At 30.3% G+C, this 19,234-nt stretch carries 14 protein-coding genes and 2 pseudogenes; 5 read left to right on the forward strand and 11 right to left on the reverse strand.

Going from position 1 to position 19,234, the window contains the following annotated elements; genetic code table 11:
* Window positions 1-278: 278 nt before the first annotated feature.
* On the forward strand, window positions 279-413 hold the full coding sequence (locus BAU27_RS33295; RefSeq protein ID WP_274605858.1) for a hypothetical protein: 135 nt from the start codon (window positions 279-281) through the stop codon (window positions 411-413).
* 424 nt (window positions 414-837) lie between these two features.
* Window positions 838-1,362, forward strand: a complete 525-nt coding sequence (locus BAU27_RS30535) for a hypothetical protein (protein WP_002201533.1) — start codon at window positions 838-840, stop codon at window positions 1,360-1,362.
* A 262-nt stretch (window positions 1,363-1,624) separates the two neighbouring features.
* Here the strand turns inward: BAU27_RS30535 and BAU27_RS30540 are convergent, their stop codons facing one another.
* Window positions 1,625-2,776, reverse strand: a complete 1,152-nt coding sequence (locus tag BAU27_RS30540) for a DUF3994 domain-containing protein (RefSeq protein WP_002201534.1) — start codon at window positions 2,774-2,776, stop codon at window positions 1,625-1,627.
* A 590-nt stretch (window positions 2,777-3,366) separates the two neighbouring features.
* The gene (locus BAU27_RS30545) at window positions 3,367-3,981 is read right to left on the reverse strand and encodes a stage II sporulation protein M (RefSeq protein ID WP_083596245.1); all 615 of its coding nucleotides are present in this window, start codon (window positions 3,979-3,981) and stop codon (window positions 3,367-3,369) included.
* Window positions 3,982-4,481: 500 nt separating this feature from the next.
* Here BAU27_RS30545 and BAU27_RS30550 point away from each other — a divergent pair, with 500 nt between their 5' ends.
* Window positions 4,482-4,721: a helix-turn-helix domain-containing protein gene (locus BAU27_RS30550; protein WP_071773047.1), complete on the forward strand. Its 240-nt coding sequence runs from the start codon at window positions 4,482-4,484 to the stop codon at window positions 4,719-4,721.
* Here the strand turns inward: BAU27_RS30550 and BAU27_RS30555 are convergent.
* The 5 genes from BAU27_RS30555 to BAU27_RS30575 form a co-directional block, all read right to left on the reverse strand.
* Entirely contained in the window at window positions 4,718-5,332 is a 615-nt protein-coding gene (locus BAU27_RS30555) for a replication-relaxation family protein (RefSeq protein ID WP_071773048.1), read from the reverse strand. The two genes, BAU27_RS30550 and BAU27_RS30555, sit on opposite strands and share 4 nt — an antisense overlap.
* The gene (locus BAU27_RS30560; RefSeq protein WP_071773049.1) at window positions 5,271-6,452 is read right to left on the reverse strand and encodes an FtsK/SpoIIIE domain-containing protein; all 1,182 of its coding nucleotides are present in this window, start codon (window positions 6,450-6,452) and stop codon (window positions 5,271-5,273) included. The genes BAU27_RS30555 and BAU27_RS30560 overlap by 62 nt, the downstream gene beginning before the upstream one ends.
* A gap of 100 nt (window positions 6,453-6,552) precedes the next feature.
* Window positions 6,553-6,738, reverse strand: coding sequence for a hypothetical protein (locus BAU27_RS30565; RefSeq protein WP_071746509.1), 186 nt, complete (start codon window positions 6,736-6,738; stop codon window positions 6,553-6,555).
* A 7-nt stretch (window positions 6,739-6,745) separates the two neighbouring features.
* Complete coding sequence (locus tag BAU27_RS30570; protein ID WP_071773050.1) at window positions 6,746-7,036, reverse strand: hypothetical protein; 291 nt, start codon at window positions 7,034-7,036, stop codon at window positions 6,746-6,748.
* A 1,138-nt stretch (window positions 7,037-8,174) separates the two neighbouring features.
* A complete protein-coding gene (locus BAU27_RS30575; RefSeq protein WP_071773051.1) occupies window positions 8,175-9,875 on the reverse strand; it encodes a hypothetical protein in 1,701 nt (566 codons plus the stop codon).
* A gap of 1,813 nt (window positions 9,876-11,688) precedes the next feature.
* On the opposite strand from BAU27_RS30575, the gene BAU27_RS30580 reads away from it, so the two are divergent.
* Window positions 11,689-13,368: a helix-turn-helix domain-containing protein gene (locus tag BAU27_RS30580; RefSeq protein WP_071773052.1), complete on the forward strand. Its 1,680-nt coding sequence runs from the start codon at window positions 11,689-11,691 to the stop codon at window positions 13,366-13,368.
* A 142-nt stretch (window positions 13,369-13,510) separates the two neighbouring features.
* On the opposite strand, the pseudogene BAU27_RS33480 reads toward BAU27_RS30580, so the two are convergent.
* A pseudogene (locus tag BAU27_RS33480) lies at window positions 13,511-13,765 on the reverse strand (hypothetical protein); the annotation flags it as partial.
* Between the two features lie 1,223 nt (window positions 13,766-14,988).
* On the opposite strand from BAU27_RS33480, the gene BAU27_RS30595 reads away from it, so the two are divergent.
* A complete protein-coding gene (locus BAU27_RS30595; RefSeq protein ID WP_071773054.1) occupies window positions 14,989-15,573 on the forward strand; it encodes an SUKH-4 family immunity protein in 585 nt (194 codons plus the stop codon).
* Between the two features lie 345 nt (window positions 15,574-15,918).
* Here the strand turns inward: BAU27_RS30595 and BAU27_RS33485 are convergent.
* The 3 genes and pseudogenes from BAU27_RS33485 to BAU27_RS30610 form a co-directional block, all read right to left on the reverse strand.
* Window positions 15,919-16,138 (reverse strand): annotated as a pseudogene (locus tag BAU27_RS33485) (hypothetical protein); the annotation flags it as partial.
* 529 nt (window positions 16,139-16,667) lie between these two features.
* Window positions 16,668-17,039: a hypothetical protein gene (locus tag BAU27_RS30605; protein WP_071773055.1), complete on the reverse strand. Its 372-nt coding sequence runs from the start codon at window positions 17,037-17,039 to the stop codon at window positions 16,668-16,670.
* A gap of 1 nt (window position 17,040) precedes the next feature.
* Window positions 17,041-17,862, reverse strand: coding sequence for a ParA family protein (locus tag BAU27_RS30610; RefSeq protein WP_016128462.1), 822 nt, complete (start codon window positions 17,860-17,862; stop codon window positions 17,041-17,043).
* Window positions 17,863-19,234: the final 1,372 nt, after the last annotated feature.

The raw sequence follows: 19,234 nt of genomic DNA on the forward strand, positions 1-19,234 counted from the left end.
TCTGTTACTAATGGAAGTACTCCACCTAAGAATGATAAAACTGCCATTGCGATTGTCATATTATTTCCTCCTTTGTTGTTGATGCTAAGATGTGATTTATCTTTATGCTTTTATTATAGTAAGCGCTTACATTTTTATCAATACATTCTTATATGTAATATTGCATATAGGGCAATATTATACATTTAGACAAAAATTAGACCCCAATTAGTCATTCTTTAATGGTACCATATCGAGGTGAGAGTCTTTAAGGGTTCTCCTTAATAGGAGGAAACGATATGGAAAGAATGCAAGTGATTGATAGTAATCTGAAACTCAAGAGCTGGGTTAAACAGGTATTAGCTGTAGGCGGAATGTTAGGGTTCTGCTTCTTGGTGTTATATGCTTGGTGTTATATGTTTACAGTTTCTTAATTGTTATGTAAATATATATAACTATACTAGTGGGGTCTTACCTACAGAGGTAAGGCTCTTTTGTTGTATCTGATGTGAATTTTTTTAGAGGTACTCCAAAATATTAGGTTGATGGGCATGTGGTGCTATTCCTATCCCTGAAAGTAAACTAATATACAGAAGTTTACTTTCAGGGAAATAAATAAAATAACAAATTGCCAGTAGCTGTGGATTTAAAATAAAGTTACGACGTTTATAAAAAAGACGCGATGTTTTAAATAAAGTCACGATGTTTATAAAAAAGTTGTGATATTTTGTCTCTTTCAATTTAGGAATTCAAAGTGACCGGAATTACTTACACTTTGTTTTTCTTAGTGAACCAACAACGCAGATTAGTTACACATCAATAATTAAAATATCAAAACTTTAGGAAGAAGGGGGGATTATGATGAATAAAGAAATTCAAGAATTGTTTGATGATCTCAATTTATTTGCCAGACAAATTGCAAATGTAAGATTGTCAAAATTATCATTTGATGTATATGAATTTAGAGATGAATATGCAATGCAAGTAGACTTAACATTCGCCAGAAAAGGTCAATTTGATAATATTCAAGAGGCATTTTCTGCACTATTTAAAAAGGAATTGTTCGATGGAGAAGAATGGGATATTAGTGATGAGCCAGACCCTTCAGACGAACAATGGCTAACGGCACTAAAAGATGGTTGGATTAATACATACTATTCAAGAGTATGTATTAGCATAGAGTCAGTAAACAAAGATGACTTTATAAGTAGATTTAAAAGGGATTTAGCTGATGTGAATGCACCAGAACAAGTTATTAAAGAACTCTTAATTAGATTAAGTCATATTGAAACAATACAAGTACAAAAGGGGTATGTTTATGATTGTATATTCGGACAATCTGATAGCTATTATTTTTTGTATGAATGGGGAATATATGATTAAAATCATTATAACGACTAAGATTGTGACGAAACGTACTTAAAGTAACGGGGGCGTTGGTGAAATAACGGATAACAAAACAATCAAACTTTTTTATAAAATTTTTATACTAATTAGCAAAAAAGGACTCCATTTTAACCAATCTTTTTTCAAAATGGAGTCTTTGGGTTTCGCGTAAAATCAAGGTGCATACAATATTTCTAATCAAACGTTAATTCAAACTTACATCTGTAAAAATCATTTTACAGAGTTTTTTGCTAATTATTTATTGTTTTACATAACAAATTGTTACTTGTTCGTCTATGTGGAATAGTTGTAATGTTTTGCCATCGTAGTTTTCAATTTTATAAGATGTATAAACAGGATTCGGTATCTTCGTCTCTTGACCGTCTTTCTTTACTTTATCCATTACTAGTGTTAACTGCTTTGAAGCAAGGTCTACAGTATATGTTCCTGTTAAAATGTTATCTTCACTTGGATAAGAACCATTTACATATGTAACAAATGTCTTATCTCCTTTTAGTACTAAAGTAGTTTTTACCCCTTGTCCTAAATCAATAGCCCAGTTACCGATAACCTCAGTACCGTCTTTGAGGTTATTTTGTACATTCTTATATTTACTTGAACTTGAGTCTGGTGTGTCAATTTGTCCTTTGAATATTCCAGTTGTAGCTTGGTTATCATATGTCTTAGCTTGATTATTACTAGCTAGTTTTGGTTTATCAGTACTACTTGAAGAATTGCTTGTTGAAGAAGTATCTGTACCACCTTTTGCTTCTCCTTTTAACTTATTGAAGATAGGAGTCCAAATACGTTTTGCTTCATCTAATTTGTTGTTTGCTTTATCTACGATTACATCATCAGTATCTTTAGGCGTTTTTGAGTAGTCAAATAACTGTTCTATTTCCTTGAAAGTCTCTCTTAACTTTTGAACAGCTTTTACTATTTCTTTGTGGTCTTCCTTATATTTACCAGGTGCATCTATACGTTCTAGTTTATCAAATACTTTATCTAAGTCTTTAATACTATCTCTTACCTCAGCATTTGATTTACTACCTTTTCTCCAATCTCTTACAGAAGCATCATAATAATCTAATCGTCTTAATAAATCTTGTTCAATGTCTACCATAAGTTGTGGATAATCCTCAGGTAAAACCATAATCATCTTAACATCTTTACTTTCTTCTTTCGAGTTAGTTGATTTTTCCTTTGTTTCAGATGATTTACTTTCTGACTTAGCTGAACTTGTTCCTTCTGTCTTAGTTTCCTTACTTTCTTGTTTACTAGATTCAGCATTTGTTTTTTCTTTGTCTCCAAATAAACTAGTTACACTACAAGCTGACATAGAAACTACTAATCCAGATGCTAGTAAAATTTTACCTGTACTTTTTTTAAAATTTTTCATATGATTTTCCAATTCTCCCTCTCAAAACATAAAAAAGATGCGCTTTAGCCCCTTTAAAACTAAAAAACATACCACTTCTATATTTATCCTAAAATACCTTTCTATGTATAACATTTTACAAGTAATTACAGATGTGGTCAAAATTTATTCTAAATTAACGATGTTCATAAAAAAGATGCGATGCCTTATTCCTTCAAGTAAAAGATTCTAAGTGAGTTTTGATTAAACTTTTTTATAAAAATCTCATACTTAGTTAAAAAGAGTAACTCCATTTTGATCAATCTTTTTTTCAAAATGGAGTTTTTGTTGTTGCTGTTAAATAAAGGTTTGTAACTTCATTTTTATCAAACTTTATTCCAAAGCAACACGTAACAATTATAAAACTTGTATATACATATTTATTTTAAAATCAAACATATACATTCTACACAACCGTAGTTACCAGAATCCCACTTATTGGGATTCAATGTATCTAGAAAAAAACCCTTCAGTTTACTTGCTGAAGGGGTTTCGTATTTACATAATTATCGTTATTGGTAGTTATAAGCACAGTTTGTATTATGTTTAGGTAAATCCCAATCTTCATCAAGCATATAAAGTTCCTAAAATAAATCAAATATGATATTAGTTATGTAAGTTTCTAAGAATGCAGCAACGATAATTATAGGTAAAGTTAAAATAGCATAAATTTTTATTACTTCTAAAATCTTTTTACTAAGAGATACTCTTTCTTTATCCTTTTTGAACATAATTTTTAATTTGATTCTAATAAATTTATTTAATTCAAAAAGAATAGCCGCAAATAAACACAAAGCGAAAACTTCAACAAGGTAATGAGGGATGGATGAAATTATCATCACAAAACCTTTTTTAAAACCAAGTTGTAACGCAATTCCAAAAGAAACCCCAAGAAGTGAAGCAGTTAAAATTATATGTATAACATATAAAAATTGTATTGGAATCAAGGCTAATATAAACATTTGTAAAGGCACGATAAAACCATTATTAACAATATATGTCCATACCTTTTCTATACCTGTTAATTTCTTTACCTGATCTGGTATTCTATTTCCTATCCCTTCCAGTGTTTCTTTTAGATCTGGATTGATTATAAAAGTTATTATGGTAGCAATAACTGTTAGTGCTACCCCTAATATGAAAAAGTTAATAGCTCTTTTAAATACAACCTTATTAATTACATTCGAAATAACCCTCACCTCTTTTTCTAGATTTTACCATCTTAATAATGCGATGGTAAAGATTTTTTTGAATATTGTATACATAATCGGTTAACATAACGTCTCATTATCGGAATTTGTTTAAAAAATATAGACTTAACAATATGATACGTGAAATTATATATATAATTCTTCAATATTCGACCACTGAACAATATAGGATCTCTTAATTTATTAAACTCTTTTTCATTCTCCATAAATTAAAAAAAGCCTAAACCCTTGTGTACCAATGGGTTTAAGCTTTTAATTTTATAGGAATACCTTTTGCAACAAGTTGCCATTAGGATAGTGTATCAGCAACTTGTAGCTATTACTATGAATGCTAGATTCCTCAAAATTATTCCATATTTTTTGATTTTCTTTATATTATTCTATGCTTTGTTTCAAATTATAATTCCATATTTATGAACAAAGGTTTAGTTTTATGGAATATTGTACAAGCTATAAGTACGATATTCTGTATTTAGGAGGAATTCCTTATGTTTGGTCTAGGAAAAAAAAGAACTCCATTTGGTGACTATTTAGATCGTAGAGGAATTAAGCAACAGTGGTTAGTGCAAAAAACTGGATTAAGTAAATCATTAATAAGTGATTTAGCGAATAAAAAGGATCGTGTTCCCACTTTAACATCCGCAACTAAAATCATTAAAACACTAAGAAAATTTGATAACCGCATTGATTATCATGATTTTTGGGATATCAATATTTATGATTCCTAAAATATGTGGTCCATCACGAATGTTCTCATAAACACATTTTGTTTTGCAGCATATTGTTCTAATTTGGATTGCCGATAGTCTGATAATGTGAAAAAGATAATTACTGGAACAATAGCATTCTGTCTTTTATAGATATCTGTTATATGGCCATATAACTGTATTTTATGTTCATTTGCCTTCATATGTTGCATACGATCTATTTCAACAAAATGGGGAACATTATCCTCAAAATACGTTGCGTCAGGAATAATCTGATACCTTTGACCATTAGTTGAAAACTCGATAGGTCTTTCTGTTTTCCATTCTGGAAATCCAAGCCACATCCAGCTTTCGTTTCGCATTAATATGTGTTGTAATTGACTACTTTTCTTTACTTCTTTTGTAATCCCTAATAAATTCCGTCCCTTTTTATTTAAATAATATACGTGTTCACGAGCCATTTTTGTAATGTGAAAATACGGGTGCATATCCTTTAATACACGATTTGCATTTCGAATACTCCCTAGACAGTGTATGGCTTGTAGTTGCCTCCTAGTTAAAAAATCTAACTTACCCAAAGTGGATAAAATCTCGATTTGTCTCGCTTTCTGTTTGAGTGTTTGATGTCTCATTTTTCTTCACCACCTTATATTGCTTTAGCAACTCCCACATATCTGTATCCTTTAAATAAGGTACCTGGATTTCCTCTGTACGATCTGTTTTAAACAACGCTCTTCCTGGAAGAGACGGCAAATCCTCCAGTCCTGATTCATCCAAAGCAACTTGTGAAGCGACCGTCGTTGGTAATCGAAAGCCTATTTTCGCATCAGCATTTTGTTTAATTTGTCTTGGCAATGTATCAGCGGTTGGATATTGCGTACAAAATATGAGTCGGAATCCTAAACCACCTCCGATTCTTGCGATTTCAGATAACATCTCTTGGCACAAAAATAATACATCACGTTGTTTTTTAGGTAATCCTTGTGTAGGACAAAGATTTGCTCCTTCATCTACTATGATGAAACATCGCTCTTTTATGGATGTATCTATGATATTAGTAAAGTAGGACTTCTTCATTACTTCAATTTGTTTAACCATTTTCTCACGTACTTTAGCCAACATTTCTAACGCCTGTTTCGGATTTTCAGCTACTTCTACAACTTGGGATAGCTCTTTGTAAGGACTAAATTCTAACCCTTCTTTCAGATCGATAATAAAGAAGTTTACGTGTTGAGATTGTTGCAAAATTAAACTAGTCATCACATTTTTTAAGAATACTGTCTTTCCAAAACGAGTCATTCCACTTACACACATATGCGGTGTTTTCTCAAAATCATGATATACATATTTATCTAACGCTTTGCCCATCACAACTCTCCATGTACGCTCTTTTAATAGATCCTTAGACCAATTCCACATTTCAGGTATTTGTTCGCTAAATACTCGAATATGAAGCTCTCTGTGGTGAAACGATATTTTAACAGGTTTATATAGACCTTCTTCTAATACTTCAGCTAACTTTTGGATAAGTTGACTAGGTACACCAAGTGGTAACTTGTAAACATAATTCATACTTATATCATCTTTAATTTCTTTTATAAAAATGGGGTATTGTAATTCACCTTTATGTTGAACACATATCTTTGTAATTTCAAAAAACGTTGCAATTTTTTTCTTATCACTCATTCCATTACTTTGATAAAAATAAGCTACAGTTATAAAGGTTGCTGGAATTAATAAAAGCGACAACATTCCCTCCATACCTCCTTAAGGTAGTTGAGCCTGTATGGAAGCTTATCAAAAGCTGTTTAAGATGCGCTATTATAATCACTTTCAACTACCAGATGTAATACTAACGTAGAAACATATCTAGTATATCCATTAGAACGTACCAAACACTTCCAATCAACAAGCATTTAAGACCTGCACGTAGCAACCAACCTGGAAGATAAAGCCCTTTCTTCTTCAGCAATTTTACTCCTAAAACTGAAGCTCCGGTCACGCCATATACAATCCCTAGCTCTCCAATGATTGTCATGTTTATCTCATCCTTTCGGTTTGATAGATAAATTCCCCTTACGATCTCTATAAAGTTGATAATCATCCAGTAGCTCATTCCATGACAATGCATGTTCTTCGCCGTATAACTCCTCTTCAATCTTTTGACTTAAATAATAGTAACCTCGGTATTGTTGGTCCAGGTATACTTTGTGACGTAACATATGCTCTTGTATAGCGCATATGTTTTCTTCATTCTTATTAGCTTTGTACATTTGATTCAATGTTCGAGAAGAATACAGATAAGGTGTATTATACAGCATTTGATATTGACTCATATGTCTTCACCATCCATATAGAATTCTAGATACACTAAATACATATGATAATGATACGGATTTTCGAATTTGTCCCTAAAAAAATACGTCATTCCAAAATAGGAATGACGTTCGACAAAAATCTTAAATTCTTTAAAACTGTGCTAATAACAAGAAAACGACCCTTTCTTTACGCCGTCACAAGCAGCAAAAGAGTGGTTTTCGTAAAAATAAATGATAATTGATAGCCACCACCTGACGGTAGCAGTTATCAAAAGAGGAGCACATGTTGGTAGCATGTGCTCCTCTTTTGTGATTGTATGATTTTTTTAAGTGGTTCGAAAATAAAATTAAAAACTGTAAATTAATTTTTTCAGTCATTTTAGCAACAATGCAATTGAAGAGTCGTTAATAAAATCTAATATAAATATATATCTTATATATATTAAAAACATAAAGATAAAACTTATATAGGACTGGCAAATGTACGTATATCCTTACTCTAACAAAGCCTCTTAACATTTCATAGCGTAAAAAATCATAAAAAGTAGAATTTAACAATGGAAAATTAGGTATTATTATGGTTTAAAATCTACAAATAATCATAAATGAAATTTAGTATTCCTACATAAAAAATGAAACAATTTAATACATTATTAAACATATTTATTCAATCGTAAAATGTCATATGAATTCAATGAATCTCCACAATCTTATTGTAGTTACCCACAAAAGATTCACATTACATGTTATTTAATCAACATAATCCTAATTTCACACATAACTCACATTAATATTGATGATTTTTGATAGATGAAGGCATATAAGCCATTTATATCAATGATAATGGTACTAAATTATTCACATTATGTGTTATTTGTCTACTTATCCACGAAATTTAATTTTTTTCTTATGATTTCTTGTAGATATTTGAATGTATATAGACAGCTTATAACATGTTTTTATGGAAGTATGTGTGGAAATATAGATAGGTACTATACTATTTTTGTATATGATTGCATAAAAAAAGACTCTATTTTGAATAGAATCGATTAAAGTTACTTAATGTGAAGAATGAATAAAATTCTTTTAAATAAACGTATCAACACGAATAGCCCTCTATCTTGAATTTTTTTCAAAAATAGAGAGCTGATTATGATTAGTTCGTTTTCATTGCTGTCAGTACTTGCTCAGCCGTTGTTACTGGGATACCAGCGCGTATTAACTGTTCAAAGGCACGCATAAATGTAATTAAATTAAAGTTATCTGGTACTTCAATAACGCGAAGCTTTTCTTTCGGTAATCTATCTATCTTCTCAATGAACAATTCCCGAACATCACTAGGAATAGAGCGTTCTTTATGTCCTCTTACCTTTAAGAGTTCACGTATTTCTATTTCTAAAGCCATATAAGCGTTTAGGTTTGTACCTTGTTCATAAGCGTACTTTCTAAACAACGTTTCTTCTTGATACTTTAGATAGTTGCGGTGATAAGATTCCTCTGTAACAGGTACAGCAAATTTGTAATTTAGTAATTCATACGTTTTGCGGAACAACTTTTTGATGTTTCTCAGAGAGTACATAGAGAAATGCAATCCGAAATCAAATACAGCTTGTTCTTTTTGTTCTTTTGGAACATGTTGTGTAATCAGAGGATAAATACCCTCTTTAGCTGCGGTATCAAGAATTTGATATTGTGATGTTTGATTTAATAATTTTTTCAGTGTATATACTAATTTGCTTGGATACTCTTCATTACGATCTATCATGTCACGTAAGCTATGAATTACGCTTCGAATTTGTCGATGGCATGTATATTTAAGTACATGGATAAATTTGTTCATGTCTTGTGTAAATTCACCAATATTCATTTCTTGTAGTACGGATTCGATAAAACGAGCTTTACGAGCATAAGTAAGCTTTGGTGTGAATGGATCGCGATACTGTACTTCTCCTGTTTCTTTTGCACATAAGAAATCCGTATGTAAGGATAGATATAGAGTCGTATATCTTTTTTTATTCTTAACCCCTTTTTGTAATTTACAAATTTTGAATAGTGGAGTCCCTGTACATGGTAATGCAGTTGTTAATTCTGTCATAACTGCGCGAATTTGATGTGGATATTTTTTATGTAAAAAGCGGTACATCCCACCAAAATGAGTTTTATTCCCTTTTTCATCTTGTTTGTCTAAGGAACGTTTTAGTGTAGTCTCACTGTGCTGTTGCATAGCAATATCTAAGAATAGCTTCTTAGATGCAACTGATAGCTCAAAGAAAGCTTTCGTAAATACCACCTGGCTAATATAAACATATGCATTCGCTTTTTCAGTTTCTTCATTCATAAAATGAGTTAATTTAATTGTATATCGACCATCTAATTCATTTTCAATCGTAATAATGTTATGTATACTTAATTTCTTTAATGCAATATAGAATTGAGAATGCTGTATGTAAGCAAATTCTTCTTTATATAGTTTGTAATCTTCCCACATCATATGTATTGTTACATTTGGAATGACTCCATTCGTGTAACATTTTTTATGTAGATATAAGAAGACTTCCAAATCTGCGTTTGTAAGGCCATATAATTTATGCTTTCTTCCCATTGTTTCCGAAATAGCAGATAGTGTACGACGTGAAAAAGATGGTTTAGCCTGTGCTACGAAGCCATCCACATCGGCAATACGCTCCTCATATGTCATATGATCAACAATATCCTCAAGGTATGTATCTTTATAGCTGTAGTATTTCTCTTCGAAAGTTTCAACAAGTTTTTGCCAAGACTTCAGTGTTACTAAAACTGCATTTGTAGATTGTCCATTTAGACTACGTTGATTACGAATAATAAATGATTTTCCCATCTTTTTCACCTCCTACCTATAAATTCAGAAATAAATGCCAAAACACTATAAAATATACCAATTTTGATTATACCAAATCGAAATTTGCCGAAATACGTCCCTTTAAGAGAAAAAACAAAAAGATGAAACGCCCTTTAATCCCTTGTGTATCAAGGGGTTTCAGGCTTCCTAGAATTTTTTTTATGGACATGATGTGGCTATGGATTTTCATATTGCTAGAAAAGAAGTGAAATAGCAAAAAAGCCTTGTAAACATGATTAAATCAACAGTTATATCGATTTTCAAAAAAAAAAAAGGGACATGATATGGCTATAGATTTTCATGTTTATAATTGCGAGTTAAACAGATGAACCCTTTTAAACAGTGATGTTAATGGGGTTTATCTGTAATTTTATAATTACAAAAGGAACATGAAGTAGCTAAGCGAGTTTTCATGTTTGGGTAAAAAAGGGGACATCATACAGCTATGGATTTTCATGTTGCATAAATACATGAAAATAAGGTTATAAACATGTAAAGCCTTAATATAAAAAGGTTTAAGGGGTTTTTCATCTAAAAAAAAGGGACATCATATAGCTATAAATTTTCATAACTAATAGTATAGGTGTAGTAGAAAAGCTTATATATCAAGCTTTAAGCACTTTTAGAAAAAAATTTCGAGTTAGTAAAAAGAATTACATAATATCATTTTTGTTTCATGTTTTGATGGAAAGGGGAATGATATGGCTATAAATTTTCATTTTGATGAATTTGGGGTGTTCGAAGTTACATTATTATTTTAATCCATACATTTTTACTTTCACTTCTCTTTTAAATGTAAGAGGTACTTTAGAGAGAGTGTGGATTTGAAATAAAGTCACGATTTTTTTTAAATACGCTCTTTTCTTTTGTTCGTTTATTAAGGTTAATGACATTATTTCGATTAAACTTTATCTTAAAGCTACTGTAACCATGTTTTTAAGGTGAAATTAGAGCGAAATAAATAAAATGTCGAAAATATAAGAATTTTTTGTTTTTTTGTTGATTTATGTTATTTTTAATGTTAAACTCATAACAACAAAGAAAGAGTAAACGAAAACCCTTAGTGGATAAATTATCAGAATTTTCATTCTTTTTTCATTAGTTTACTCCATGTGATTTACACGTTTGTGTATTGCTTTTCCACTCTTTCTTTGTTTTTATAACAGTTGGAACTTCTATTTTAAAAATTATTGTTGTTTAGGAGGGATAGCTAATAGCTTGGACATTTAATGAAGAGTTTTTATTACAATGGAGTGGATCCAGAAAGAGGTGAAAAATAAGAAATTTGGATGTTAGTTTTTTCATTTTAGAAAAGGAAGAATAAAAATATAGTGGACATACAATTACAATAAAGGAATGCAGTATAAATCAGTATACTTGCATTCCTTTGCTATGAAAATGTATGGTGTTTGTTTAAGAAAGATATTATAAATTATGCTTTGTATCGGCATTTAAATCTGTTTATTTTTATATAAAAAATAATAAATATTTATGTTTATAAATAGTATTACTGAAAATCTAATAGAAAAAGAGCTAATGGATGAAAGATAGGTTATTGTAAAAGTACTTCTATAATTGCTATTTGGATTTTACAAATCGATTCAGTCTTGTATAATCAGTTACAGAGTGTGCTATAAGTATGCAAACTAGAGCCCTTAACATGTTAAGGGTGAAATAAAAGAATTGAATACTCTGACTTTATTTCTAGTTTTATAAAAAGGAACATCATATAGCTAATTATTTTCAAGTTAAGATCAATAATAACTAAATGTATATAAGGAGCCGAATTTAAATGGAAGACGTTCTACAATTGTTTAGAGACGCACTATCAATAACTGAACAACTGTATAAACAAGATGAGCAATTGTGGCAGAAATGGGTTTCCTATTATGTTGATGTTGAAGCAGATCAAAGTAAAATTGTGACTTCAGAATACCTTTCTCCATCATTTTCAATGCTTGTACAGTGGTTAGAGCAACAACAAAGAAAAGGTGTTTCTCCTCTAGATATATTTAAAAATATAGATACTTACAGATTAATTATTCATGAGACCATAGGTGTCTTTATTGAACAAGAGTTTCGTAAAAATCAGACAGCTAGTACTATAGTGCATACAGCAACAAGTGAATCAGATGCGAACATATTGAATGAAAACTATTTAGAAGTAAATAACTCCGCGGTCTATTATAAGTTAAGAGATGGAATAGCTAAAAATCAATTTGAAGAAGATGAAAACACACGGTTAAAATCTTATCCTATTGAAACAAAGGATAGTAATGGAGTGGCACAGCTTTCCTCTCATAAAGATGAAGATCTAAAGTTAACGAACATTGAAGAGACAGCAAGATGGAATACATTAGTAGATGGTGTAATGAGTAATATGGATGATCTAACTGCAGATTGTTTAGATACCATCACGATTCAATGGTTGAATGAAGCAAAATCGCCTGATGAATTTATTGATTTTTCATATGAACAAGTTTTAGAAATGTGCAGTATTTCAAAGGCTAAGGCAAATGGTGTCGAATATTATAGGGTAGAAGATAAAATTAAAGTTGCGAAGCGGATTGCGGCCCTAGCGAGTATTTTTATATATCTAAATGATGACAACGAAGTAGTCGTATTAAATGATCGCGCTGAAACAGGTAAGCATTATGAAGTAAAACGCGAGGTAATTAAAAGACTATTTGTATTAGATTCCGTAGTTCTATGGAGAGATAAAAACACAAACGAATACATGGGGATAGAATCGTGTCGAATCAAACCGGGAAGTTTCTTATCTGGATATCTATATGGATCTAATAGTACTACAGCATTATTATCAAAAAAGGCACTTGAATATAATAGTTATAGACACAAATATCATAAAAGATTAATTCGATATTTGACATGGCAATGGAGAATACGTCAAATGTTTTCTAGCTTACAAAGACCTTATTCTATAGGTGGAGATAAAGGTTTGTTAGCAGTTATGGGTATAAATCAAAAACAAAAACCTAATCGTATCCGCGAACAATTAGAAAATGTTCTTAGTGATTTAGAAAAAGAAGAAGTAATTTCTCATTGGGAATATCATAATGGTTTAGAAGAAGAAAAACTGACAAAGAAGAATTGGTTTAAAAACTATTATTCACAGTTAGGAATAGTAATATTGCCACCCAAAGAATTAATTAGTTCAATGGAAAACTTAGCGAAAAAGAAAACAATTGATACAATAGATGAGGAAAGTCATCCAGTAAAAATTGTAGAAAAACCATTAGATACGAATGAAAATGAACAACTTATCAGGGAGAGAATAGAGTTTATTCATATGAAGAAGAATATAACTATGCGAGAACTATCAATAGAGATAGGTATATCACAGCCGACTCTTTCTAGATTCTATAATAAAAAAACAAAGCGTCTCTCTAGTACGGCGAGAAGCAAATTAAACCAATGGTATAAAAGGCAAATGATCATCGATAAAATGTAAGTTAAAGCTAAAAATTAGTATTAAAAAGAGTCCTAGAAATAGGACTCTTTTTAATGTAGTTATTGAATTTGCCTGTTTTAAAACATACCCAAAATATAGAAATATCCCTATTTAGAAACAGGGATATTTCTATATTTATTGCTAATAATTCAAATTTCCTTTTCTGTTCAAGAGCTAATTCATTTTCTACATAATGATTAATCAGTAAACTAATTAGTTCATGGGTATATTTCCTATTAGTGAGTCTTATTAGTGGTCCAGGATCTTTCTTAGATTGAACAGAAATTTTTATATTGTTCTGTTGGTTTTTAAATTTCTTTTCCTCCTGTAGAATCACTTATTTTTGTTCATTATCAGGTGAAGAAACAGGAGTATCTTCGCTATTTGTTGACAACAAAAGCAGAGAAATATAGAAATATCTATTTATGGAAATAGGGATATTTCTATATTGAGAAGGAGATTATAGAGTGATATACGGTATATGCAATAGAATCAGTAATGTATATTATTCCAGTAATTTTTCAAAAGTCCCCTCCTATACCTTCATTTCTGTAACAAAAGTAAAAGGGTATAGAAATATCCATTTATAGAAATAGGGATATTTCTATATTGGATAGGAGATTATAGAGTGATATATGGTATATAAAATAGAAACAGTAATGTATATTATTCCAGTAACTTTTTAAAAGTCCCCTCCTATACCTTCATTTCTGTAACAAAAGTAAAAGGGTATAGAAATATCCACTTATAGAAATAGGGATATTTCTATATTGGATAGGAGATTATAGTAGTGTTATTGTAGACAAATACAAAGAAAATATTAAATAGTTAGCTTAAGAGACAAAGCGATTGATGAGGGAATATCATAAGGGAATTGCGGTAATGAGAGGGAAGAGAAAGTCGTGGAAGAAGTTCTGGTGATTATATTTTTTCAACTGTAAGAATATAGAAATATCCCTATTTCTAAATCTCTGTTAATAATTTAAATTTCCTTTTCTGTTCGGTAGTTAATTGATTTTCTACATAATAATGTATAAGTAAATCTATTATTTCATGAGTATATTTCTTAATAGTGAGCTTCATTAGTGTTCCAAGCTCTTCATGAATTATGAGATTGGCTAGAAGTTTTCAAACCGCCCTATTGGTTTTAAAATTCCATACATTCACTTGTCTTTACTCGTTTTCAGGTGAAGAAACAGGAGTATCTTCGCTATTTTTGATAAAAAAATCAGGGATATATAGAAATAGGGATATTTCTATACTGCGGAGAGGAGCACAGGGATGATATGTGATGCACGTAATAGAACTATAAAATTAATGGATAGTGCTTAAATCATTGATGTCAAAAACGATAGACTACAATGAAAATGAAACTAAAATGACTGATCTTGAAGAGATAAAAGCGTTGGAATTAGCTATTGTTGATTTAAAATAAAGATTGATAATTTGTAAAAAAGTTTGATCAAAAATCCTGTGTTGAGCAGGATTTTTTTTGTTCAGCAATCGGGCCAGACTACGAAGTGATTTCATTAAAGGAAATTAGTTCTTTATGCTAAAATTTAAATGAGTTTGTAAAGAGACGAAGAAAAATATTAAACATTAAGATTTGGAGGAAAGACATTGGAAATAGACAAATTAAATTTACCCATAGCTAGTAAAAATTTTATACTTAATCATCAAATTAAAGAAAATGAATTCGAATGTCTCAATGCGGATTTTTATAATTATTCTAATGGTTTTCTTTTAGATGTAGTAGAATGGACAAAACAAAATGATTATTCTTTATCTATATTAGATAAAGAATATACAGAAAAGTTTTTAGCAAGTTTAGAGAAGTTTAAATCATACCTCGTTATTGGGAGCAATATGGATTCAGGTAATCTAATTACAATCTACCAGCCAACAGGAGAAATATATGAGTTAGAACATGAAATTACGGAAAGAGTAGAAAGAAATTTTGTCAATTCTTCTATAGAGAAGATGTATTGTTGCTTCAATTGTTTTAAAAATTATTGGGTTCAACTAATAGAGCAGGAACAATACAAGGATCGCGACCTAATAAACACTTTTCATGAATTAAAGAACAAATTAGTGGAATTAGATAATAACATATTAATAAATGATGATGACTATAATAGACAATTTTGGAATTCTTTATATCTAGGTCATTTAAATTTCCTTTTGGAAAAGTCAAATGAAAAATAGATTGTTTCTAATTGAGATACTGACATGAAATAAACTTTATTTCAAAGCAACAGCTATCCAGGCAATTGATAATTTTTCTAATAAATTACTTATCTAACTAAATAGAGTAACTGGTACTTTGGTTCAACATGAATTAAACAACTTATAAGAGACTTACTATAAATAATATAGCAAGTCTCTTATATTTTTATATCGAAGTTAAATAACTTTATTATCAATTTACATAAGGATGTTACAGTGGGATGAGAGAAGGAACGGTTGTGGAGGAAGTTCTGGTGAGGCTATTTTTTAAAATCAAAAAATATAGAAATATCCCTATTTCTACGTAGGGATATTTCTATATTTCTAAATCTCTGTTAATAATTTAAATTTCCTTTTCTGTTCGGGAGTTAATTGATTTTCTACATAATGATGTATAAGTAAATCTATTATTTCATGAGCATATTTCTTAATAGTGAGGTTCATTAGTGTTCCAAGCTCTACATGAGTCTTGAGATTGGCTAGAAGTTGAAAAACCGCCCTATTGGTTTTTAAATTTCATATATTCACTTGTCTTTACTCGTTTTCAGGTGAAGAAACAGGAGTATCTTCGCTATTTTTGATAAAAAAAATCAGGGATATATAGAAATAGGGATATTTCTATACTGCGAGAGAGGAGCACAGGGATGATATGTGATACACGTAATAGAGCTATAAATTAATGGATAGTGCTTAAATCATTGATGTCAAAAGAAATAGACTACAATGAAAATGAAATTAAAAGGATATTCCTGATCTTGAAGAGATAAAAGCGTTGGAATTAGCTATTCAAGCAATTGATAATTATTTCTAATAAATGACTCGTCTAACTAAATAGAGTAACGGGTACTTGAGTTCAACATGAATTAAACAACTTTAAAGATTCTTACTACAAAAAAATATAGCAAGGCTCTTATATTTTTTTATCGAAATTAAATAACCTTATTATCAATTTACATAAGGTATATCATGAGGAAATTGATAATAAGGTTGTGGAGGAAGTACTGGTGAGGATAGTTTTTAAAAACAAAAATATAGAAATATCCCTATTTCCACGTAGGGATATTTCTATATTTCTAAATCTCTGTTAATAAATTAAATTTCCTTTTTTGTTCGGGAGTTAATTGATTTTCTACATAATGATGTATAAGTAAATCTATTATTTCATGAGCATATTTTGTATTAGTAAGTTTCATTAGTGCTCCAAGCTCTTCCTTAGATTGACTAGAAATTTTAATACTACCTTGTTGGTTTTTAAATTTCTTTTTCTCTGGTGTTTGCTCTGTCTTTTGTTCCTGCTGATTTACTTGTTCTTGTTCATTTTCAGGTGGAAAGGTAGGAGTATTGTCGTGACTTTTTGTTACAACTGAATCCTCGTTTGGGATATAAGGATCTGTTGGATCAAAATTGCTCTTTTTTCGACCTAATAATCCAGGAGTTCTTGCCATGTTATACACCAACCTTCATACTTTCAAAAACATTGATACGAGATAATAATTCATCACTAATTTTTTCGTATAGTTCTATTACATTTAAATCATGTCTATCATTTTCAGTAATACCGTTAACATCAAACCTTTTAATACGTTCCATCTGTGGAACGATATTTTCAAATAGGTTTTCTTCACCAAAAATTTCACGAGCATTTTCCATAATGTATTCATCCACTTTACCATTATTTTTTAATAGCACTGGAAGAATACCTACAACTTCTATATCAAGATTATATTGCTCTTTTAATTTTATTAGTTGGTTAATGTAGTTTTCTGCACCTGTAAGAGAACGTTCTTGTGTTTGTAGGGTTATAAGAACATAATCAGAAGCTACAACTGCATTTTTTGTAACTTCAATTGACATAGGTGGAACATCGATAAATATGTAATCGTATTTATGTTTTATTTTCTCAAGTAATTCCTTAAAGTAGAAATCTTCCTCTTCTTCCGAAGAACAAGTTTTATATAGAAATTTTGCGAAATCTTGAAAATCAACATAAGAAGGAATTAAATGTAAATTTTCAGTTATTTCAACTTCTAATCCATCTAAATTCCCCTCTTGAATTCCTTTCATCAATGTTTTAGTTAAAGTTACCTTTTCGTCAGGATTAAGGATAGATTTTGTTAACATAAGAGATTTTGTTGCATTGCTCTGTGGATCAAGGTCAACGAGTAAAGTTCGTTTCCCCTTTTTTGCGAATTCATAAGAGTTTAATACAGCATTAGTGGTTTTACCAACGCCCCCTTTATAATTCCCAACAGTAATTGTAATAGCCATTTATACCACTCCATTTATTTTCCATAATATTTCCCTATATCCCTATTTCTATATCTTAGTGAAAAGATTAGAAAAATAGGGAAATATCTAATTATAGAAATAGGGATATTTCTATGTTATAAAGAAGATTATAGCAGTGATATGTGGTACATGCAATAGAATCTGTCATTTATACCACTTCATTTATTTTTTGAAAAAGTCCTTATGTCCCCATATTCCACTCCCATCAAGCTAGGAAAAGCAAATACCCCAAAACGAAAGAATTGATATTACCAGGTGAGCTGTATAAATTTTTTGTTTTGGGGGCTTTTTAAAAAAGAAACACCCATTCCTATAATTGATGTTGCATAAGTGTAACTTGATGGCAGAGGTATAGAAATAGGGATATTTCTATATTGGAAGGAGGATTATAGTTATGATAAGTGGTACATACAATGGGATCAGTAATTTTTCAGAGACGCTTCCTATACCACCTTTCAAATATTAAAAGCAGAATAATAGGGAAATATCCAATTATAGAAATAGGGATATTACTGTAATTGGGTAGGGATTATAATAGTGATGTGCATACAATAGAATCAGTAATTTTTCAGAGACGCTTCCTATACCACCCTTTCAAATAATAAAAGTAGGATAATAGGGGGATATCCAATTATAGAAATAGGGAAATATCTATATTTCGTAAGGGATTATAATAGTGATAGGTGTTACATACAATAGAATCAGTAATTTTCAAAGGCTCCGTTCATACCATCATTACTAATAATAAAAGTAAAATAATAGGGGGATATCCAATTATAGAAATAGGGAAATATCTATATTTCGAGAGGGATTATAATAGTGATGTGCAGTACATACAATAGAATTAGTAATTTTTTAGAGACGCCCCTATACCACCTTTTCAAATAATAAAAGCAGAATAATAGGGAAATATCCGATTATAGAAATAGTGATAAGTAGTACATACAATGGAATCAGTAATTATTCAAAGGCTCCCCCTATACCATCATTTCTATAATAAAAGTAGAGACATAGGGAAATATCTAATTATAGAAATAGGGATATTACTATAATACTAGGAATATTATAGTAGTGATAAGTAGTACATACAATGGGATCAGTAATTTTCAAGAGCTCCCCCCTATATCATCATTTCTATAATAAAAGTAGAGGCATAGGGGAATATCCAAGTATAGAAATAGGGATATTTCTATACTACAAGGAAGATTATAGTAGTAATAAGTGGTACATACAATGAAATCAGTAATTTTTCAAAGGCGCCCCTTATACCATCATTTCTAATAATAAAAGCAGCAGAATAGGGAAATATCCAATTATAGAAATAGGGATATTCCTGTAATTGGATAGGGTT

The sequence above is a fragment of the Bacillus sp. NH11B genome (genome assembly GCF_001884205.1).
Classification (GTDB): domain Bacteria; phylum Bacillota; class Bacilli; order Bacillales; family Bacillaceae_G; genus Bacillus_A; species Bacillus_A proteolyticus.